Origin of the sequence: Streptomyces sp. MB09-01 (genome assembly GCF_033794505.1) — a bacterium.
GTDB lineage: Bacteria > Actinomycetota > Actinomycetes > Streptomycetales > Streptomycetaceae > Streptomyces.
The window spans coordinates 1-18742 of sequence record NZ_JARAYQ010000069.1 but is presented as its reverse complement, the minus strand read 5'-3'; the positions used below and the strand labels follow the sequence as shown (position 1 = coordinate 18742).

Sequence of the window (18742 nt, the reverse complement as noted above, 5' to 3'; positions counted from 1 at the left end):
GGCGGCCGCGAGATAAGAATGTAATAAGCATTCATACAACCGCTTCCCTCGTGCACGGGTCATGGGTGCGCACGGGTAATCACCCGTGTATCCAGCCTTGCGGGGGGACCCCTTTGGAACACGTACAGACCACTCCTGACCAGCTGAAACAGGAGGAGACCGCACCGGATCAGGGCACTGCGGACCCGCGTCGCCGCAGGCGTACGACCCTCCTGATCGCGGGCGCGGCCGTACTCGGCGTACTCGCCGGGACGATCACCGGTTACGCGATCCAGTACGACCGCGAACCCACCCCGCTCCCGCCGCTGGCGCAGCAGAAGATGGACGCGCCGAAGCCGGCTGCGGTGACCGAGTCGTCGACCTGGCGTTCGATCAACGCCAACCGCTGGCACGAGAAGGCGGACGAGGACCTCGTCAAGAAGCTGGTGGACGCTCCCGGCGGCGCGAAGGTCGAATTCTCGGGCGCCCAGACCGCGGACGAGTTCGCCGCGGAGTACTACGAGACCCCGGTCGAGGGGGTCGGCAGCCTCATCCGGGACGGGATCCGGTCCATCGCCGCCGTGAACTGGTCAGAGGGCGACCGGAACTTCGTCGAGATCCACCTGCTCCGCTTCCGCGACCGCTCCGGTGCCGAGGACTTCCAGGCGGGCGTCCAGGAGTACATGCCCACCAAGAAGTTCGCGGGCAACCTCGGCACGGAGGTTCCGGGCGTGCCGGGCGACTTCGGCCAGCTGTGGGTCGACGCCGAGGCCGATGAGAAGCCCGGCTATCTCCCGCTGCGCGGGGCCAGTGCCATCGTCCGCCGCGGCGACACCGTGGTGCACATCCGGTACCTGAACAACCGTGGCCAGATCGATCAGAGCGTCGTGGCCGACCTGGCCAAGCGACAGATGGAGCGGCTGTGAGCGAGCAGCAGAAGGCGACCGGAGCCGAGCCGGAGGCCGTCCGGGACGCAGTGCCGGAGGCCGGGTCGGACGCCGTGCAGGACACCGCGCCGGCCGTCGGGCCGGGACAGGAGCCGGCGGACGCCGCGCCCGCGCGGAAGGTCAACCGCAGGACGCTCGCGCTGGTGTCGGGGGCCGTGGGCGTCGTCGTCCTCGTCGGCGCCGGCCTCGGGGCCCCGGCCGCGCTCGACAGGGCCGACCGGACCGCGGAGACGCGCTACTGGATGCCCGCGGACCGCGCGGGCAACGGCTCCGCGGCCCCGGTTCCGACCGTGCCGCCCAACGCGCTCATGGGCAAGCTGCTGCCGATGCCCGTCGAGTACTGGCCCGGTCCCGACATCGACACCGAGGGCAACAACTACTACGTCGGGGCCGAGCGGGCGGTGCAGACCTTCAAGGACGCCCACACGGGCCTCTCCGGAAGCGAGCGCGACGAGCGCGACAAGGCGCTCGCGGACCTGAAGCTCAAGGGTCTGGCCGGGCGCAGCTACGCCCGGCGCGACGGCCACGGCGGAGCGGTCGCCGAGATCCAGCTCGTCCAGGCCGACCCGCAGGAGCTCGCGAAGTTCGGCGAGTTCGCCAAGAAGTTCCTCGCCCTCACCGGCAGCGACAAGGACGCGCCGAAGGTGGACGGGTTCCCCGAGGCCAAATGCGCCCTGGACGCCGTCGTCGAGGGGAAGAAGGACAAGATCGACGCCCTCGACTGCGTGGCCGTCGAGGGAGACGTCCTGGTGAGCTTCCGGATGTACGGGTCCAAGGGGTTCGCGGTGAAGGACGCCGCGGGCCTGTTCAAGCAGCAACTGAACCACCTCAAGTCCCCCGGGGAGTCCGCGTGAGCGAGCAGAACACCACCGCCCCCGGGACCGCGCCCGAGCCGGCTCCCGAGGTCGCGGCCGCGCCGGAGGCCCCGGCCGCATCCGCCCCCGGGGCCTCGCCCGCCGCGGCGCCCGCGCCCGCCTCTGCGGCGGCTCCCGCGCCCGACGTCTGGGCGGCACCGCCGGCGCCGCCCCGGCCCCGGGACCGGCGCAAGCTGTTCGCCGCCCTGCGGTGGACCGCCGCCGTCGCCGTCTTCGCCGTCGTCGGCACGGGGGTCGCGTACGGGATCGCCCAGCCCGAGCGCACCGACATCCCCGGCCTGTCCACCCAGGGCGACGGCCGCTGGACCTTCCCGGTGCTCTCCAAGCCCGCGCTGCCCGCGGGCGCCCCGCTGGCCCAGGGCCCGGACAACAAGGACCAGACGCACTACGCCGCGCTCACCGGCCTCCTCCTGCCCGCACCCGAGGGCTCCAAGCCGGAGGCCGCGCTCAAGCCCGACAAAGACGGGGTGGTGTCGCCCGACGCCTTCCTGGAGGAGTACGCGCCCGACGCCCGCGCGAAGCTGAAGGAGTCCCTCGAATGGGACGGGCTGCGGCAGATCGTCGGCCGGGGCTGGACGATGCCGGACGGCACGAGCACGCGCGTCTACCTGCTGCGCTTCCACGCGTCGGACTTCGCGGACCTCTTCAAGGGGTGCGACGCCAACGCGCGGCTGAACAACGTGTCGGCCCTGGAGCTGGACGAGGCCTGGAACAAGGCCAAGAACACGCAGAGCAGCTCGGGCCTCGCGCTGGACTTCCCGGGCGCGGCCGTCTTCGACAACAGCGACATCAGCATCTACCAGGAGGCGAAGCCCGTCCTGGGCGACGAGCAGACCAAGGTCGGCTGCCTCCAGGGGGGTGACATCCTGGCCGTCGTGCTCCAGACCCGCAAGGGCGAGGTGGCCGCCGTCCCCTTCCACCAGACGGTGATCCTGCAGAGCCAACTGCTGAGCTGACGGCCGGGCCGACCACCGGTGGCGACCGGTACGGCCCACCTCACACCGTGCGCCGGTCCCCGGGCCAGTAGGCTTGGGGACCGGCCCCGTACAGCCCCGAAACGATTCCGAGGAGCACCCCGTGCTTGAGGCAGTCTTCACCTCCCTGCTGGTCCTGGTCTGCGTCGGCGTCATGGCCTTCACCGGCCTGGCCGTCAAGAAGCTGTACCAGGGTCAGCGCTGAGCATCGGCTCGGCAGACCGCCCCGGAACCCCTCCCACAGATCGCCTGAGCAGCCATTCATGATCCAGATCCCGTCCGACCTGAACCCGGGTCTCGTCCCCCTCGCCTTCCTCCTCGGCAACTGGGAGGGTGCGGGAGTCTTCGACTTCCCCGGTGAGGAGAAGTGCAACTTCGGCCAGGAGGTCGTCTTCAGCCACGACGGCCGGGACTTCCTGGAGTACACCTCCCACACCTGGGTCCTCGACGCCGAGGGCAACAAGGTGCGGCCGCTGGAGTCCGAGTCCGGTTACTGGCGCATCGACAAGGACCGCAAGGTCGAGATCGTCATGGTCCGCGACCAGGGCGTCGTCGAGGTCTGGTACGGCGAGCTCGCCGACCAGAAGCCGCAGATCGACCTGGTCACCGACGCCGTCGCCCGCACCGCGGCCTCCGGCCCGTACAGCGGCGGCAAGCGGCTCTACGGCTACGTGAAGAGCGACCTCATGTGGGTCGGCGAGAAGGCCACCCCCGACGTCGAGCTGCGCCCGTACATGTCGGCCCAGCTGAAGAAGGTCGTCACGCCCGAGGAGGTCGCCGAGATGGCGCGCAACCTCCCCGACATGCCGGACGACGGCATCGCCTTCTTCCGCTGAGCGCAGCGTCCACAGGCTGTGCACGAAAGGGGACCGCGGGCTCGACCGCGGTCCCCTTCGCACACATACACTGGCGGAGTGGTGAGCACCGAGAGCACCGATGGAACCCCAGGCCTCGACTGGAAGAGCGACCTGCGGCAGCGCGGATACCGGCTGACGCCGCAGCGCCAGCTCGTGCTGGAAGCGGTCGACGCCCTGGAGCATGCGACTCCGGACGAGATCCTCGTGGAGGTGCGCAAGACGGCCTCCGGGGTCAACATCTCCACGGTCTACCGGACCCTCGAGCTCCTGGAGGAGCTCAAGCTGGTCTCGCACGCCCACCTCGGGCACGGGGCCCCCACCTACCACCTCGCCGACCGGCACCACCACATCCACCTGGTCTGCCGCGACTGCGGCGACGTCATCGAGGCGGACGTGGACATCGCCGCCGAGTTCACGGCGAAGCTCCGTACCACCTTCGGTTTCGAGACCGACATGAAGCACTTCGCGATCTTCGGCCTGTGCAAGAAGTGCGCGGCCCGACAGCGTGCCGCCCAGGCGTAGCCGGGTCGTACGCTTGGTCCCATGACCAGCAGCCCCTTGCTCCATCTCCCCGGCGCCGTGCAGGCCGAAGGCCGCGACGAGGGCGTCGCCGCCCACTACGGCGAGCTGTACGGCGAACAGCGCGCCCTCGCGGACGGGCGCGGCTTCGTCGACCTCTCGCACCGCGGGGTCGTCACCGTCACCGGGCCGGAGCGGCTGAGCTGGCTGCACCTGCTGCTCACCCAGCACGTGACCGGGCTGCCGGCCGGGCAGGCCACCGAGGCGCTGATCCTCTCCGCGAACGGCCACATCGAGCACGCGCTCTACCTCGTCGACGACGGCGAGACCACGTGGGCGCACGTGGAGCCGGGCACCCAGGGCGGGCTGATCGCCTACCTGGAGTCCATGAAGTTCTTCTACCGCGTCGAAGTCGCCGACCGCACCGAGGAGTTCGCGGTCGTGCACCTGCCGGCCGGCTCCATCGCCGAGGTCGCCAAGGAGCACGTCGTACGGGAGACCGCGCACGGCCGCGACGTCTTCCTGCCCCGCGCCGAGCTGGAGGCCTTCGCCGCCTCGCACGGCCCGGCCGCGGGCCTCCTCGCCTACGAGGCCCTGCGCGTCGAGGCGCACCGGCCGCGGCTCGGCCTGGAGACCGACCACCGGACCATCCCGCACGAGCTGGGCTGGATCGGCACCGCCGTGCACCTGCAGAAGGGCTGCTACCGCGGGCAGGAGACGGTGGCCCGCGTCCACAACCTGGGCAAGCCCCCGCGCCGCCTGGTCTTCCTCCACCTGGACGGCTCGGAGGTGCTGCTCCCGGCCCACGGCGCGCCGGTCCGGCTCGCCGCGGACGGGGAGGAGGGCCGCCAGCTGGGCTTCGTGACCACCGCCGTCCGCCACCACGAGCTGGGCCCGATCGCGCTCGCGCTGGTCAAGCGGAACGTGCCGGTCGACGCTCCGCTGCTGGCCGGGAAGACGGCCGCCGCACAGGAGGTCGTCGTGGCCCCCTGAGGGGCCCTGGGGACGCCCGAGGGGTCAGACGTCGATGACGATGGTGAACGGGCCGTGGTTGGTCAGCGAGACCCGCATGTCCGCGCCGAACCGGCCCGTCTCCACCGTCGCGCCCAGCGCGCGCAGCTGCGCCACTACCTCGTCGACCAGCGGCTCGGCCACCGGCCCCGGCGCGGCCGCGTTCCACGTGGGGCGGCGGCCCTTGCGGGCGTCGCCGTAGAGCGTGAACTGGGAGATCACCAGCAGCGGCGCGTTCACGTCGCTGCAGGACTTCTCCGCCTCCAGGATCCGCACCGACCACAGCTTGCGGGCCAGCACCGCCGCCTTCTCGGGCGTGTCGTCGTGCGTCACCCCCACCAGCACGCACAGCCCCTCGCCGACGATCTCGCCCACGGTCTCGCCGCCCACGACGACGCTCGCGCCGTCCACCCTCTGCACCACAGCTCGCATACCACCTGTGTACCAGCCGTGCACCCGTCCGGGGCCGATCGGGTGGAGTGGGACTGCATCGGGGCCACGGAGAGTGGCACGATGCACGCAGGCGGTGCGGGTGCGCCGCACCGGTCGAGGGGACGGACTCGTTCGTATGAATACTTCTGGTACCTCCGTACCTGCATCACCCGCTTCCATCGCAGCTGCCGCGGTACGACCGCCCGCGCAGCGCACGGCCGAGACGCAGGGGACCACCGCGCTCGGGCTGCCGGAACTGCGCGCGCTGCGCCGCGACGCGCAGCGCGACGAGGCCGATCTGAGCTATGTGCGCAGACTGCTCCAGGGCCGCATCGACATCCTGCGCGCCGAGCTCGCCCGGCGCAGCGACCCCGAGCTCGCCCGCCGGACCGACCCCGAGGCGCCCGTGGTGGACCGGCTCTCGGTGATCCTCGCCGACGCCCCCTCCAGCCGCAGCGCCTCCGCCCGGCACGTCACGCTCGGCACCCCGCACAGCGAGGAGTACCGGCTGCTGGCGGCGGAGATGCTGGCCGACGTGGAGCTCTCGGACCTGGGCGCCCGCACGGACGGCGAACTGCACGACGGGATGGGGCGGCTGGTGCGGTACGAACAGCAGGTCTCGCGGCGCCGCCTGCAGCTCCAGCGGACGGTGGACGACTGCATTGCGGAGATCACCCGGCGCTACCGGGAGGGAGAGGCGCAGGTGGACGACCTGCTGGCGTAGGAAATTCGGGCGACTGGCGCCGGTCGGGCGATTAGCGTGGCCGCTATGAGTGCTGACGTCCGGCCGATCGCCGAATCCGAACTCCCCGACTGGCTGCGCACCGTGAGCACCGGGTTCCTGACCGCGTCGAAGGTGACCGACTCCGACGTGGCCCGGTGGGCCAAGTACAGCGACCTGGCCAGGTTCCAGGCCGCGTTCGACTCCGACACCGGCCGTTGCGTGGCGGCCTTCCGCTCCTTCGCGCAGGAGCTGACCGTGCCCGGCGGGGCGGCCGTCCCGTCCTCCGCGGTCTCCAGCGTCGGCGTGCTGCCCACCCACCGCCGCCAGGGCGTGCTGACCCGGATGATGGCCGCGGAGTTCGCCGGGGCCGGGGCGCGCGGAGACGTGCTGGCGACGCTGATCGCCGCCGAGTACCCGATCTACGGGCGGTACGGGTTCGGGCCCGCCACCTCCCTCTCGGAATGGGAGATCGACGTACCGCGCACCGGACTGGACCGGCGGCTGGCGGCGCCCGCGTTCGGCGGGCGGATCGACCTGGTGGACGAGGCCGAGGTCCGGCAGGTCGGCCCGGAGCTGCACGAGCGGATGCGGGCGCGCACGCCCGGCATGGTGAGCCGGAACGAGCGCTGGTGGAACGTGACGACCGGCCTGGAGGAGATGTCGTACCGCCCGTACAAGGAGAAGTTCTTCGCGGTGTACCGCTCCGCGGCGGGCGAGGTGGCCGGGCTGGTCGCGTACCGGGCCGACGACCACTGGACGGACGCGAAGGTCCCGCAGAACACCGTGCAGGTCCACGATCTGCTGGCCGCCACCCCGCAGGCGGAGCGGGCGCTGTGGCAGTTCCTGTGCTCGATCGACTGGGTGCTGAAGGTCCGCACCGGCTACCGGGCCCCCGACGACCTCGTCCCGCAGCTGCTGCCCGACCCCCGCGCGGCCCGGATCGTCACCAGTGCGGACTTCCTGTGGGTGCGCGTGCTGGACGTCGTACGGGCGCTGCGTGCGCGGACGTACGAGGCGCCCGGGGTGCTCGTACTGGAGGTCACCGACGAGACGGGACCGGCGGCCGGCCGCTACCGGCTGGACGCGGGCACCGGCGCGTGCGAGCGGACCGGGGAGGTGGCTGACCTGCGGCTGGACGTGTCCGCGCTGAGCTGCCTGTACCTCGGCGACGAGTCCGCGGCGCGGCTGGCCGCGCTCGGGCGGGTGGCGGAGGAGCGGCCGGGGGCGGTCGCGCTGGCGGACGCGGTGTTCCGTACGGCCCGCCGGCCGTGGTGCCCGGACATCTTCTGATCCGTCCCGTCCCGTTGACCCTCCCCTTCGCCGTTCTCTTCTCCTCTGGTCACCATCGCGGGGCGTCGGCACGATCCCGCCGGGAGGCAAGGCCGTTGCGGTCAGGGGGTTCGTGGTCGATGACGACCGTATTGTCGCAATGGACGTCCTTGCGGATCCGGCCCGGCCGGAGCGCATCGAGGTCACCGTCTTGGAAATCTGAGGACTGAGGTTTTTGACGTCACTTGTGGAGTCCCTGCGTGCGGCCGGCTGTGTCTTCGCGGAGGAGGAGGCGGAGCTGCTGACCGGCGCCGCCCGGGACGACGGCCACCTGGCGGAGCTGCTGGCCCGCCGGGTGGGCGGTGAGCCGCTGGAACACGTGGTGGGCTGGGCGGAGTTCTGCGGTCTGCGCATGGAAGTGGGCGCGGGGGCCTTCGTGCCGCGCCGGCGCACCGAGTTCCTGGTGCAGGAGGCGGTGGCGCTGGCCCGGCCCGGTGCGGTGGTACTGGACCTGTGCTGCGGGGTCGGCGCCCTGGGCGCGGCGGTGGCAGCCCAGATGCCGGGCGGTGTGGAGCTGCACGTGGCGGACATCGACCCGGCGGCGCTGGAGTACGCGCGGCGCAACGTGGCCCCGTACGACGGCCGGGTGTGGGAGGGCGATCTGTACGCCGCGCTGCCGGAGTCGCTGAAGGGCCGGGTGGACGTGCTGGTGGTCAACGCCCCGTACGTGCCGACGGAGGAGATCGGCCTGATGCCGTCGGAGGCGCGGGACCACGAGCCGCTGGTCTCGCTGGACGGCGGAGCCGACGGCCTCGACATCCACCGCCGGGTCGCGGAGGGCGCCGTGCCGTGGCTGGCCGCGGGGGGCCACCTGCTGATCGAGACGAGCGCCCGCCAGTCCCCGTCGACGGCCTCGGCCCTGGCGTCGGCGGGCCTCGCGGTCCGGGCGGTCACCTCGGAGGAGCTGTACGCGACGGTGGTGATCGGCACGGCCTGACCCCGAGCCCCGGCGCCGGGCTCCCACGGCCGTGACTGCGCGCGGGGTGGGAGCTGTTGCAAGCGCCTTGCTTGCAAAAGTTAGCAAGGTGCGGCAGGATCGGAGCATGGCATCGCTCAACGTCGGAAACCTCGGCGAGTACCTCCGTGAGCAGCGTCGGCAGGCCCAGCTTTCGCTGCGGCAACTGGCCGAGGCGGCGGGGGTGTCGAATCCGTACCTGAGCCAGATCGAGCGCGGGCTGCGCAAGCCGAGCGCGGACATCCTGCAGCAGCTGGCCAAGGCGCTGCGGATCTCCGCGGAGACGCTGTACGTGCAGGCCGGGATCCTGGATGAGCGGGACCCGGACGAGGTGGAGACGCGAGCCGTCATCCTCGCCGACCCGACCATCAACGAGCGGCAGAAGCAGGTGCTGCTCCAGATCTACGAGTCGTTCCGCAAGGAGAACGCGCTCGATGCGCCTGCCGCACCCGCCGCACCCGCCGACGAGATGCCGTCGAAGACGAACCGAAGTTGATCCGGGAGGACCAGCACATGGCCATCGCCGATGACCTGAAGAAGACCCTCACCGACCCCACCCCCCTCTACTTCGCCGCCGGCACGGCCGACCTCGCCGTGCAGCAGGCCAAGAAGGTTCCCGAGCTGATCGAGCAGCTGCGTGCCGAGGCTCCCGCGCGCATCGAGGCCGTGAAGAACACGGACCCGAAGGCCGTGCAGGAGGCGCTCACCGCCAAGGTCGCCGAGGTGTTCGGCGCCATCGACCCGAAGAAGCTCGGGGAGACCGCCCAGGACCTGGCGCTGCGCGGCGTCGGCGTGGCCGCGGAGTACGCGGTGCGCGCCAAGGAGACGTACGACAAGGTCGCCGAGCACGGCGAGCAGGCCGTGCGGACCTGGCGGGGCGAATTCTCCGAGGAGATCGTCGACATCGCCGTGGCCGTCGAGCCGGAGCCGGAGCCGGCTGCCGTGCCGGCTGCCGGCTCTGAGCCCGCGGCCGAGGCCGCCGGCGAGGAGAAGCCGGCCGCGAAGAAGTCCGCCGCGCGCAGGACCTCGGCGAAGAAGGCCGCCGTCACGGCGGACGACGCGAGCTGAACCGGAACGGCATGAGCGTCAACGGGCCGGGCACCCTTCAGGGGCCCGGCCCGTTGACGTTCGTGAGGGCGCCCGTGCCGGTAGCGTGGAGTCGGGCGGCATCGGAAGTGCGAAGCAGAAGCATGAGAAGGCGGTCGAAGCGATGTTGATGGACGGGTTCGATCGGGGCGTGCTCCCGCTGTTCGGGTACGCCATGCTGCTGCTCGCCGTCGCGGCCTTCGTGTTCGCGCTGCTCGCGCGCGAGGACGCGTACCGGGCGGCCGACAAGCAGACCAAGACCTTCTGGCTGGTCATCCTCGGCATCACCGTCGTGGTGGACGTGTTCCTGGGGATGCTCTTCCTGCAGATCGCCGGTCTCGTCGCGACCATCGTGTTCTTCGTCGACGTACGCCCCGCCCTCAAGCAGGTCTCGGGCGGCGGTAGCGGTGGCCGGCGCGGCGGCAGCAGCAGCGACGGCCCGTACGGGCCCTACAACGGCGGGCGCTAGCCCCTGCCCGGTGCGCCGGGTTCCCTGCCCGGCCCGCAGGGCTCCGTGCGCCCGCCGGGTTCCCTACGCCCGCCGGGTTCCCTGCCCGGTCCGTCGGGCTTCCCGGCCGGCGGTCAGCCCTCGGTGCGGGAGAGCAGGACCACGGCCACGTCGTCGGTGAGCTCGCCGCCGTTGAGGCGGCGGGCCTCGGTGACGGAGGCCTCCAGCAGGCCTTCGCCGCTCAGCCCGCGGTCCAGGTGGCGGTTGATCATCTCGACCATGCCGTCCTGGCCCAGCCGCTCCTTGCCCTCGCCGATCCTGCCCTCGATGAGGCCGTCGGTGTAGAGCATCAGGCTCCAGCTGCCGCCGAGCTCGACCTGGCGGCGGGGCCAGCGGGCCCTGGGCAGCAGGCCGAGGGCCGGGCCGCTGTTCTCGTACGGGAGCAGTCGCGCGCGGCGGCCCGGTCGGGAGATCAGCGGGGCCGGATGGCCGGCCAGGCACAGGCCCGCGCGGCGGCCGTCCGGGGCGATGTCGACCGTGCACAGCGTCGCGAAGATCTCCTCGTTCGGGCGCTCCACCTCCAGGACCTCCTGGAGGGTGGACAGCAGGTCGTCACCGCACAGGCCGGCCAGCGTCAGGGCGCGCCAGGCGATGCGGAGCTCGACGCCGAGGGCGGCTTCGTCGGGGCCGTGGCCGCAGACGTCGCCGATCATGGCGTGGACGGTGCCGTCGGGGGTGCGGACGGTGTCGTAGAAGTCGCCGCCGAGGAGGGCCCGGCTGCGGCCGGGGCGATAGCGGGCGGCGAAGCGGAGGTCGGAGCCCTCCAGGAGCGGTGTGGGGAGCAGGCCGCGTTCGAGGCGGGCGTTCTCCTGGGCGCGCAGTTTCGATTCTGCAAGCTTGTACTGGGCGATGTCGGCCCGTTTTCTCTCCACGGCGTAGCGGATGGCGCGGCTCAGCAGCCGGCCGTCCAGCTCGTCCCGGAAGAGGAAGTCCTGGGCGCCGACGCGGACGGCCTCGGCGGCGCGCTCGGCGTCGTCCTCGCCGGTGAGGACGAGGACGGCGTGCCGGGGCGCGATGCGCAGCACCTGGCGGAGGGCGGCCAGCTGGTCCACGGCGGTGGCCGTGGCGGCGCCGGCGGCTCCGGGTGCTCCCGGCATGCGGGCGCTGGCGTCCGGGAGGGACAGGTCGAGGAGGATGCAGTGCACGTCGGGGGTGAGCAGCCGCTCGGCCTCGGTGAGGTTGCGGGCGGTGCGGAGCCGGATGCGGTGGCCGTCTGCGTCGAGGATCTCGGGGACGGTGAGACCGCCGGCCGGGTCGTCCTCGATGACCAGGAGGGTCAGCGGGATCGTGTGAGGGGTCGCTTGCGGGGTCGCCTGCGGAGTCGCTTGCGCGACGGCCGTGGCGGTTGCGGTGGCGGCGGGTGGTGAGGCGGTGTGCAGAACGGCCTGACCGCCCTCCGGGGCCGGGGTGTCCCTCTGCCGCGGTACGGGTACGGACATCGTCTCCGGTTCCTTCCCTCCCCCCGAGGGTGCGCTCGTCCGGCAGACCCTAGCGGTCCCGGCCCGGCGAGCGGAATGCCGTTCTTCGTCGGGGCCTCCGGCATATGCCGTTATCGCGGGGGAAAAACGTCCTCACTGGATGACAAAGGTCACGGCGGGGGTCGCAATCCGTCCCGCCTAGCGAGACGTCCGACACACCCCCTTGGTTGCCTCCCCCGGCCGACGGGTGCCCGCAGCGGGCAGGGCCCGGCCCGGCGGATGCCCTCGGCGCCGCCCCTCCGCCCCCCGGGGGGCGGAGACCCGTACCTTGCGCTGTGCCGCACGTCCGGACCCGCACCGGTCCTGGACCCGGGCCTCGGGCCTGGACCCGGGCCTCGGGGCCTGGGCCGGGGAGTACCGTTCGGCCCCCGCGAGGGGCTACGCGTCGGGGCGGACCACGGCCTTGATCGGCATCGAGCCCGCGCCCGCCATCGTCACGTTGCGACCGGGGCGCGGGGCGTGGACCATCGCGCCGTCGCCCACGTACATGCCGACGTGGCTCGCGTCGTCGAAGTAGATGATCAGATCGCCGGGGCGCATGTCCTTGAGCGCGACCTTCGGGAGCAGCCGCAGCTGTTCCTGCGAGGTGCGCGGGATGCCACGGCCCGCCGCCAGCCATGCCTGCGAGGTCAGCCCGGAGCAGTCGAACGAGCCCGGGCCCACGGCGCCCCAGCGGTACGGCTTGCCTATCTGCGCCGTGGCGAACTGCACGGCCCGCTTGCCGGCGTCCGTCGCCTTGCCGTTGACGTCCTTCATCGCGCCCGTCGACAGCCACGCCGACTGCGCCTTGTACTGGGCTTCCTGCTCCAGCTGGATCAGCCGGGCCTTCTCCTCGGCCTCGAGCTTGCTCTCCAGCTCCTCCGCCGCCTTGATCTTCTCCTCGATCTGCTTCTTCGAGTCCTCCTGCTTGACCCGGTTGGCCTCCAGCGTCTTCCAGCGGTCACTCGCCTCCTGGGCATAGCGCTGCAAGTCGCTCTGGGTCCGGCCCAGTTCGGAGAGGAGGTCCGAGGTGGCCTTCTCGCCCTGCCGCAGCCGGCCCGCCCCGTCGAGGAACTGGTCCGGGCTGTCGCTCAGCGCCAGTTGCGCGCCCGGCGGCAGCCCGCCCGAGCGGTACTGGGCGCGGGCGGCCGCGCCCGCACGGCTCTTGAGGGTGGTGATGCGCTCCTGGCCGGCGACGACCAGGTTGGCGATCTCGACGATCTTCTCCGACTGGGTCTTGGTCTCGGCCTCGGCGAGGTTGTAGGCGTCCGTGGCGGTGCCCGCCTGCCGGTAGAGCTCCTCGATGTCCTTGCGGACCTGCTCGAGGGACTTCCCGCCCGGCCCGGGCATCGGAGCGGCGGGATTCCCGGGAGAGGCGGGCGCAGTGGGCGCGGCCGGTGTGGCGGGCGCGGCCGGGGCCGCGTACGCCGTGCCCGTCGCGAGACCCGGCGCGGTCACTATCGCCAACGCGCACAGCAGCACGAGCGAGCTTGCGCCACGTCGTCGCCTTACGGCCCCCATGGTCCCCCCAGGCACCCGGGTCAGACCTCGTATCAGATCTGACTATTCATCAGTAACTTCCCACTGCCATCGGGATGGTGCCACGAGTCGGTGAATTCCGACACCCTTGTGGATGCCTTTCCGATCTTGTCCGCCCCAACGGACGCCGTGTCCTGCCCCTCACGGATCAACGGCCTGCCCGCACCCTCGGTTCCCCACCGGACCGCATTCACCCCACCGGGCGCAACGCCTCCCAGCGCAGCGTCAGTTCCCCCTGCCGCCACCGCCCCGGCCCGTCCGCCAGCGGCCAATCGACGGCCAGCGCCCGCGCCGTGCGGATCCAGCGCTGCCGCGCTCCGTAGGAGGCGTACGGGGCCGCCGCCGCCCACGCCCGGTCGAAGTCGCGCAGGAACGCGTGCACCGGCTCGCCCGGCACGTTCCGGTGGATCAGCGCCTTCGGCAGCCGCTCCGCCAGGTCCGAGGGGCGCTCCAGGGAGCCCAGCCGGGTCGCGAACGTCACCGTGCGCGGCCCCTCCGGGCCCAGCGCCACCCACACGTGCCGCCGCCCGATCTCGTCGCAGGTCCCCTCCACCAGCAGTCCGTCCGGGGCCAGCCGCGCGCACAGCCGCGCCCACACCTCCGCGACCTGCTCCTCGTCGTACTGGCGCAATACGTTCGCCGCGCGGATCAGCGCCGGGCGCGCCCCGCCGTCCAGCGGAACCTCGAAGCCGCCGTGCCGGAAGCTCAGCCCCTCCCGCTCGTACGGCTTCGCCCCCGCCACCCGCGCCGGCTCGATCTCGATGCCGACCACCCGCACCCGCGGCGCCGCCTCCCGCAGCCGCGCCAGCAGCTCGACCGCCGTCCACGGCGCGGCCCCGTAGCCGAGGTCGACCGCGACCGGCACCTCCGCTCGCCGCAGCGCGGGCCCGTGCGCGGCCGCGATCCAGCGGTCCATCCGGCGCAACCGGTTCGGATTCGTCGTCCCGCGCGTCACCGAGCCCACGGGGCGGCCAGGGGCGCGACCGGGCGCGCGGCTGGTGGGCGGGGTGGTGCGGGAGGTCATGAGCCGAGGGTAAGCGGAGTGCCCGCGCCGCATGAAAACCCGGCGGTGCCCCGAGAAAATCGGGGAAACCGCAAGGAAAACCGGAGACCCCGGAATGCGGGGGACCGCCATCCGGGTTGCACTCCTTGCAAGGCGCCTCCCGCGCCCTCGTCGGCATGCCATCCAGTCACGCCGTCCGCCCCGCCGTCCGTCCGCCCCGCCGTCCGAGCGTTTTGTGCGCGCACCGTCCGAGCCGAGAGGAACTGCTCCCTTGAGCCAGTACGTGTCCCGCCTCGGCGGCAGCCTCAGTGGCCGTCTCGCCGCCGCCCGCGCCACCCGTCACGACCCGCCGCGCCTGCGCCTGCCGGCCGTGGGCCACCACCGCAAGCCGCGCCGCGTGGCCATGCTCAGCGTGCACACCTCGCCGCTGCACCAGCCCGGTACCGGCGACGCCGGCGGGATGAACGTCTACATCGTGGAGCTGGCCAAGCGGCTTGCCGCGATCAACATCGAGGTCGAGATATTCACCCGGGCCACCACCGGCGGGCTGCCGCCCGTGGTCGAGCTGGCCCCCGGAGTGCTCGTGCGGCACGTGGACGCGGGCCCGTACGAAGGTCTCGCCAAGGAGGAGCTCCCGGCCCAGCTGTGCGCCTTCACCCACGGCGTGATGCAGGCCTGGGCCGGCCACCGCCCCGGCTACTACGACCTGGTCCACTCCCACTACTGGCTCTCCGGCCACGTGGGCTGGCTCGCCGCCGAACGCTGGGGCGTGCCCCTCGTCCACGCCATGCACACCATGGCCAAGGTCAAGAACGCGGCGCTGGCGGAGGGCGACACCCCCGAACCGGCCGCCCGCGTCATCGGCGAGACCCAAATCGTGGCCGCCGCCGACCGGCTCATCGCGAACACCGCCGAGGAGGCCGACGAGCTCGTCCGGCACTACGAGGCCGACCCGGGCAAGGTGGCCGTCGTCCACCCCGGCGTGAACCTCGAGCGCTTCACGGTCGGCGACGGCCGGGCCGCGGCCCGGGCCCGCCTCGGTCTGCCGCAGGACGCCGTCATCCCGCTCTTCGCCGGGCGGATCCAGCCGCTGAAGGCCCCCGACATCCTGCTGCGGGCCGTCGCCGTCCTCGTCGACCGGGACCCCTCGCTGCGCCGCCGCCTCTTCGTGCCCGTCGTCGGCGGCCCCAGCGGCAGCGGCCTCGCCAAGCCCGAGGGCCTGCAGAAGCTCGCCGCGAAGCTCGGCATCGCCGACCTCGTGCACTTCCACCCGCCGGTGGCGCAGGACGGGCTCGCGGACTGGTTCCGGGCGGCGTCGGTGCTGGTCATGCCCTCGTACAGCGAGTCGTTCGGGCTCGTCGCGATAGAGGCCCAGGCCGCCGGCACACCGGTGCTCGCCGCCGAGGTCGGCGGACTGCCCGTCGCCGTCAACGACGGCGTCACGGGGATCCTCGTACCCGGGCACGACCCGGTGGACTACGCGCGGGAGCTGCGGCGCTTCGTGGACGATCCCGGGCTCGCGGACCGGATGGGCGCCGACGCGGCGCGGCACGCGCAGTTCTTCGGCTGGGACACCGCGGCGAGCGGCACGGCCGACGTCTACACGGCAGCCATGCATGATCACCGCCGTCGCGTACGCTCCCACCATGGCTGACGCTGACACCGCCGGGATCATCGAAAGCGCGCTCGACGGCGCCGAACTGAGCTGGGAGAGCCCCGAGCCGGGCTCCTACGTCGTCCAGCTCCCCGGCACCCGCAAACTGAGCACCACCTGCTCGCTGCGGGTCGGCCGGCACTCGCTGTCGGTCAACGCCTTCGTGATCCGCCACCCCGACGAGAACGAGGCGGGCGTCCACCGCTGGCTGCTGGAGCGCAACCTCAAGCTGTTCGGGATGGCGTACGCGGTGGACCGCCTCGGCGACATCTACCTGACGGCCAGGCTCCCGCTGTCGGTCGTCACCGCCGAGGAACTGGACCGCCTCCTCGGCACGGTCCTCGAGGCGGCCGACGGCTCCTTCAACACCCTGCTGGAGCTGGGCTTCGCGAGCGCGATCCGCCGCGAGTACGAATGGCGTGTCTCCCGCGGCGAACCGACCTTCAACCTGGACGCCTTCAAACACCTGACACAGCCGTCCTAGCTGTATTCCAGCCCCGCCGACGTTCGAGGGCGTGGGGGTCCCCCGGGGTGGAGTCTGGGGGAGGGGCCGGAGCCCCGGCACCGGCCGCCTCATGCCTCGGCGTCGGCCGGCAGCGGCTTGGACCTCGGTGCGGGAGCACCACCGCCCACGGCCACGGCCGCGCCCGTACCCGCATCCCCCTCGGAGAGGTTCCGCATCAGGAGCCAGTACCCCGCGGCCGCCACCGTCCCCAGCACACCCGTGGCCCCCCAGAGCCAGTCCGCCCCGTACCGGTCGATCACGAAGCCCGCCATCAGCGGCGCCACCAGCGAGGCCACCGCCCAGGACAGGTTGTAGACGCCCTGGTAGCGGCCGCGCCCGTGCACCGGCGAGAGCCGCACGACCAGGCCCATCTGGGTCGGCGAGTTCACGATCTCCGCCAGCGTCCACACGCACACCGTGAGCGCGTACGCCCACACCGGCCCGGCGAAGGCCGTCAGCGCGAACCCGTACCCGGCCAGCAGGGCCGAGACCACCAGCAGCTTCTGCGGGTCGCGGCGCTCGATGAACGCCGTGACCGGTATCTGCAGCAGCACGATCAGCAGCCCGTTGACGGCGACGACCAGACCGTAGTCCCCCGGCGAGAACCCGGCGGCCCCCATCGCGACCGGCAGGCCGACCGAGCCCTGCGTGAAGATCAGCGAGATCAGGAACGACAGCCCGACCACGCTCATGAACCGCCCGTCCCGCAGCACGCTCCCGAGCCCGATCGCCGGCTCCGCCCCGGTCGTGGTCCCGGCCGCGGCCGCCTTGCCGGCGGAGGCGGGCGAGCCGGGCCCGCCTTCGGGCCGGGACTCGGGCAGCTTCACGTACACGAGCACCGCGCACGTCAGCGTCAGCGCCGCTTCGCCCAGGAAGCCGGCCAGGTAGCTGTACTCCGCGATCACTCCGGCCGCCGTGGCGCTGACGGCGAAGCCGAGGTTGATGGCCCAGTAATTGAGCGCGAAGGCCCGTACGCGGTCCTCCGGGCGGACGATGTCCGCCATCATCGCCGCGACCGCCGGCCGGGACGCGTTCGAGGTCATGCCGACGAGCATGGCCACCGCGGCGATGGCCGCCGGGTGCTCCATGAAGCCGAGCAGCGCCACCGAGAAGGCGGTCGAGGCCTGGGCCGCCAGCAGCGTGGGGCGCCGCCCCAGCCGGTCGGTCATCACGCCCGCGACGAGCGAGGAGACCACGCCGCCGAGCCCGTGGAGGGCGACCACGAGTCCCGCGAAGGAGGCCGAGTAGCCCCTGTCCAGGGTCAGGTACAAGGTCATGAAGGTCGCGACGAAGGCGCCGAGCCGGTTGACCAGCGTGCTCGTCCAGAGCCACCAGAACGCGCGGGGCAGACCCGAGACGCTCTCCCGGGCAGCCCGTCTCAGACTGACAGCGGACATAAGGAATCCCCCCGGAGGCGTAAGTGTCACTTGAGCAGTGTGCACATTACGAGTGGCGGACCCCCGGGCGCCACTCGATTGACGTGCGAGGTCAAACGGAGGGAGCCTGCCTCGCGCGCGAGCGCCCCCGCCCGTCCATTAGGCTCGTACGCATGGCCGACGCACCGTACAAGCTGATCCTCCTCCGCCACGGCGAGAGCGACTGGAACGCGAAGAACCTGTTCACCGGCTGGGTGGACGTCAACCTCACCGAGAAGGGCGAGAAGGAGGCGGTCCGCGGCGGTGAGCTGCTGAAGGACGCCGGCCTGCTGCCCGATGTCCTGCACACCTCCCTCCAGAAGCGCGCCATCCGCACCGCGCAGCTCGCGCTCGAGGCCGCGGACCGCCACTGGATCCCGGTGCACCGCTCCTGGCGCCTGAACGAGCGCCACTACGGTGCGCTCCAGGGCAAGGACAAGGCGCAGACCCTCGCCGAGTTCGGCGAGGAGCAGTTCATGCTGTGGCGCCGCTCGTACGACACCCCGCCGCCGGTCCTCGAGGACGGTACGGAGTTCTCGCAGTCCGAGGACCCGCGCTACGCGTCGATCCCGAACGAGCTGCGTCCGCGCACCGAGTGCCTCAAGGACGTCGTCGAGCGCATGCTGCCGTACTGGTACGACGGCATCGTCCCGGACCTGCTGGCCGGCCGCACGGTGCTGGTCGCCGCGCACGGCAACTCCCTGCGCGGTCTGGTCAAGCACCTCGACGGCATCTCGGACGCCGACATCACGGGCCTGAACATCCCGACCGGCATCCCGCTCGTCTACGAGCTGGACGCCGACTTCAAGCCCCTCAAGCCGGGCGGCACCTACCTCGACCCGGACGCGGCCGCGGCCGCCATCGAGGCCGTCAAGAACCAGGGCAAGAAGAAGTAGCTATAGCGATCATGCCCCTGACCTGCGCACACGGCGCAGATCGGGGGCTTTTCGTGTGCGCAGGTCAGGGGCATGAT

At 72.2% G+C, this 18742-nt stretch carries 20 protein-coding genes; 15 read left to right on the top strand and 5 right to left on the bottom strand.

The window, feature by feature from the left end; all coding sequences use genetic code 11:
• The first annotated feature begins 113 nt into the window (after positions 1-113).
• The 6 genes from PV721_RS16810 (at position 114) to PV721_RS16785 (ending at position 5144) form a co-directional block, all read left to right on the top strand.
• Complete coding sequence (locus PV721_RS16810; protein ID WP_319724910.1) at positions 114-905, top strand: hypothetical protein; 792 nt, start codon at positions 114-116, stop codon at positions 903-905.
• Positions 902-1780, top strand: coding sequence for a hypothetical protein (locus PV721_RS16805; RefSeq protein WP_319724908.1), 879 nt, complete (start codon positions 902-904; stop codon positions 1778-1780). Before PV721_RS16810 ends, PV721_RS16805 begins: the two co-directional genes overlap by 4 nt.
• Entirely contained in the window at positions 1777-2757 is a 981-nt protein-coding gene (locus PV721_RS16800; RefSeq protein WP_319724906.1) for a hypothetical protein, read from the top strand. The genes PV721_RS16805 and PV721_RS16800 overlap by 4 nt, the downstream gene beginning before the upstream one ends.
• 281 nt (positions 2758-3038) lie before the next feature.
• Positions 3039-3611, top strand: a complete 573-nt coding sequence (locus PV721_RS16795) for an FABP family protein (RefSeq protein WP_030659031.1) — start codon at positions 3039-3041, stop codon at positions 3609-3611.
• Between the two features lie 78 nt (positions 3612-3689).
• The gene (locus tag PV721_RS16790) at positions 3690-4154 is read left to right on the top strand and encodes a Fur family transcriptional regulator (RefSeq protein WP_319724902.1); all 465 of its coding nucleotides are present in this window, start codon (positions 3690-3692) and stop codon (positions 4152-4154) included.
• Positions 4155-4175: 21 nt separating this feature from the next.
• Positions 4176-5144: a glycine cleavage T C-terminal barrel domain-containing protein gene (locus tag PV721_RS16785; RefSeq protein WP_319724901.1), complete on the top strand. Its 969-nt coding sequence runs from the start codon at positions 4176-4178 to the stop codon at positions 5142-5144.
• Between the two features lie 24 nt (positions 5145-5168).
• On the opposite strand, the gene dtd is transcribed toward PV721_RS16785, so the two are convergent.
• A complete protein-coding gene (gene dtd / locus PV721_RS16780; RefSeq protein WP_319724899.1) occupies positions 5169-5594 on the bottom strand; it encodes a D-aminoacyl-tRNA deacylase in 426 nt (141 codons plus the stop codon).
• Positions 5595-5730: 136 nt separating this feature from the next.
• Between dtd and PV721_RS16775 the strand changes: the two genes are divergently transcribed.
• From PV721_RS16775 to PV721_RS16750, 6 genes are all read left to right on the top strand, one after another.
• On the top strand, positions 5731-6318 hold the full coding sequence (locus PV721_RS16775) for an AmfC protein (RefSeq protein WP_319724897.1): 588 nt from the start codon (positions 5731-5733) through the stop codon (positions 6316-6318).
• A 45-nt stretch (positions 6319-6363) separates the two neighbouring features.
• Complete coding sequence (locus PV721_RS16770) at positions 6364-7608, top strand: GNAT family N-acetyltransferase (RefSeq protein ID WP_319724895.1); 1245 nt, start codon at positions 6364-6366, stop codon at positions 7606-7608.
• Positions 7609-7822: 214 nt separating this feature from the next.
• A complete protein-coding gene (locus PV721_RS16765) occupies positions 7823-8584 on the top strand; it encodes a putative protein N(5)-glutamine methyltransferase (protein WP_416371115.1) in 762 nt (253 codons plus the stop codon).
• 106 nt (positions 8585-8690) lie between these two features.
• Complete coding sequence (locus PV721_RS16760; RefSeq protein WP_319724893.1) at positions 8691-9098, top strand: helix-turn-helix transcriptional regulator; 408 nt, start codon at positions 8691-8693, stop codon at positions 9096-9098.
• A gap of 17 nt (positions 9099-9115) precedes the next feature.
• On the top strand, positions 9116-9670 hold the full coding sequence (locus PV721_RS16755) for a hypothetical protein (protein ID WP_319724892.1): 555 nt from the start codon (positions 9116-9118) through the stop codon (positions 9668-9670).
• A 142-nt stretch (positions 9671-9812) separates the two neighbouring features.
• Positions 9813-10157 carry a DUF2516 family protein gene (locus PV721_RS16750; RefSeq protein WP_319724891.1) on the top strand — a complete coding sequence of 115 codons (345 nt, stop codon included), beginning with the start codon at positions 9813-9815 and terminating at the stop codon, positions 10155-10157.
• A 113-nt stretch (positions 10158-10270) separates the two neighbouring features.
• On the opposite strand, the gene PV721_RS16745 is transcribed toward PV721_RS16750, so the two are convergent.
• The 3 genes from PV721_RS16745 to PV721_RS16735 all read right to left on the bottom strand — a co-directional run bounded on the left by PV721_RS16745 (position 10271) and on the right by PV721_RS16735 (position 14216).
• On the bottom strand, positions 10271-11635 hold the full coding sequence (locus PV721_RS16745; RefSeq protein WP_319724890.1) for a PP2C family protein-serine/threonine phosphatase: 1365 nt from the start codon (positions 11633-11635) through the stop codon (positions 10271-10273).
• Between the two features lie 417 nt (positions 11636-12052).
• Complete coding sequence (locus PV721_RS16740; RefSeq protein ID WP_319724889.1) at positions 12053-13174, bottom strand: C40 family peptidase; 1122 nt, start codon at positions 13172-13174, stop codon at positions 12053-12055.
• Positions 13175-13382: 208 nt separating this feature from the next.
• The gene (locus PV721_RS16735; protein ID WP_319724888.1) at positions 13383-14216 is read right to left on the bottom strand and encodes a class I SAM-dependent methyltransferase; all 834 of its coding nucleotides are present in this window, start codon (positions 14214-14216) and stop codon (positions 13383-13385) included.
• Positions 14217-14466: 250 nt separating this feature from the next.
• Between PV721_RS16735 and mshA the strand changes: the two genes are divergently transcribed.
• Both mshA and PV721_RS16725 read left to right on the top strand, forming a co-directional pair.
• On the top strand, positions 14467-15849 hold the full coding sequence (gene mshA, locus PV721_RS16730; RefSeq protein ID WP_416371114.1) for a D-inositol-3-phosphate glycosyltransferase: 1383 nt from the start codon (positions 14467-14469) through the stop codon (positions 15847-15849).
• Positions 15842-16333 (top strand): YbjN domain-containing protein, encoded by a 492-nt coding sequence (locus PV721_RS16725; RefSeq protein ID WP_319724886.1) that lies wholly within the window; start codon positions 15842-15844, stop codon positions 16331-16333. Before mshA ends, PV721_RS16725 begins: the two co-directional genes overlap by 8 nt.
• An 89-nt stretch (positions 16334-16422) precedes the next feature.
• On the opposite strand, the gene PV721_RS16720 is transcribed toward PV721_RS16725, so the two are convergent.
• Positions 16423-17751, bottom strand: a complete 1329-nt coding sequence (locus PV721_RS16720) for an MFS transporter (RefSeq protein ID WP_319724884.1) — start codon at positions 17749-17751, stop codon at positions 16423-16425.
• Between the two features lie 152 nt (positions 17752-17903).
• Between PV721_RS16720 and PV721_RS16715 the strand changes: the two genes are divergently transcribed.
• A complete protein-coding gene (locus tag PV721_RS16715) occupies positions 17904-18665 on the top strand; it encodes a phosphoglyceromutase (RefSeq protein WP_319724882.1) in 762 nt (253 codons plus the stop codon).
• The last annotated feature ends 77 nt before the right edge of the window (positions 18666-18742 follow it).

What these genes read in the sequence shown, in the direction of transcription:
- PV721_RS16795 (WP_030659031.1), top strand. Translation starts at nt 3,039, where the DNA reads ATGATCCAGATCCCGTCCGACCTGAACCCGGGTCTCGTCCCCCTCGCC.
- PV721_RS16785 (WP_319724901.1), top strand. Translation starts at nt 4,176, where the DNA reads ATGACCAGCAGCCCCTTGCTCCATCTCCCCGGCGCCGTGCAGGCCGAA.
- dtd (WP_319724899.1), bottom strand. Translation starts at nt 5,594, where the DNA reads ATGCGAGCTGTGGTGCAGAGGGTGGACGGCGCGAGCGTCGTCGTGGGC.
- PV721_RS16775 (WP_319724897.1), top strand. Translation starts at nt 5,731, where the DNA reads ATGAATACTTCTGGTACCTCCGTACCTGCATCACCCGCTTCCATCGCA.
- PV721_RS16770 (WP_319724895.1), top strand. Translation starts at nt 6,364, where the DNA reads ATGAGTGCTGACGTCCGGCCGATCGCCGAATCCGAACTCCCCGACTGG.
- PV721_RS16760 (WP_319724893.1), top strand. Translation starts at nt 8,691, where the DNA reads ATGGCATCGCTCAACGTCGGAAACCTCGGCGAGTACCTCCGTGAGCAG.
- PV721_RS16755 (WP_319724892.1), top strand. Translation starts at nt 9,116, where the DNA reads ATGGCCATCGCCGATGACCTGAAGAAGACCCTCACCGACCCCACCCCC.
- PV721_RS16750 (WP_319724891.1), top strand. Translation starts at nt 9,813, where the DNA reads ATGTTGATGGACGGGTTCGATCGGGGCGTGCTCCCGCTGTTCGGGTAC.
- PV721_RS16745 (WP_319724890.1), bottom strand. Translation starts at nt 11,635, where the DNA reads ATGTCCGTACCCGTACCGCGGCAGAGGGACACCCCGGCCCCGGAGGGC.
- PV721_RS16740 (WP_319724889.1), bottom strand. Translation starts at nt 13,174, where the DNA reads ATGGGGGCCGTAAGGCGACGACGTGGCGCAAGCTCGCTCGTGCTGCTG.
- PV721_RS16735 (WP_319724888.1), bottom strand. Translation starts at nt 14,216, where the DNA reads ATGACCTCCCGCACCACCCCGCCCACCAGCCGCGCGCCCGGTCGCGCC.
- PV721_RS16725 (WP_319724886.1), top strand. Translation starts at nt 15,842, where the DNA reads ATGGCTGACGCTGACACCGCCGGGATCATCGAAAGCGCGCTCGACGGC.
- PV721_RS16720 (WP_319724884.1), bottom strand. Translation starts at nt 17,751, where the DNA reads ATGTCCGCTGTCAGTCTGAGACGGGCTGCCCGGGAGAGCGTCTCGGGT.
- PV721_RS16715 (WP_319724882.1), top strand. Translation starts at nt 17,904, where the DNA reads ATGGCCGACGCACCGTACAAGCTGATCCTCCTCCGCCACGGCGAGAGC.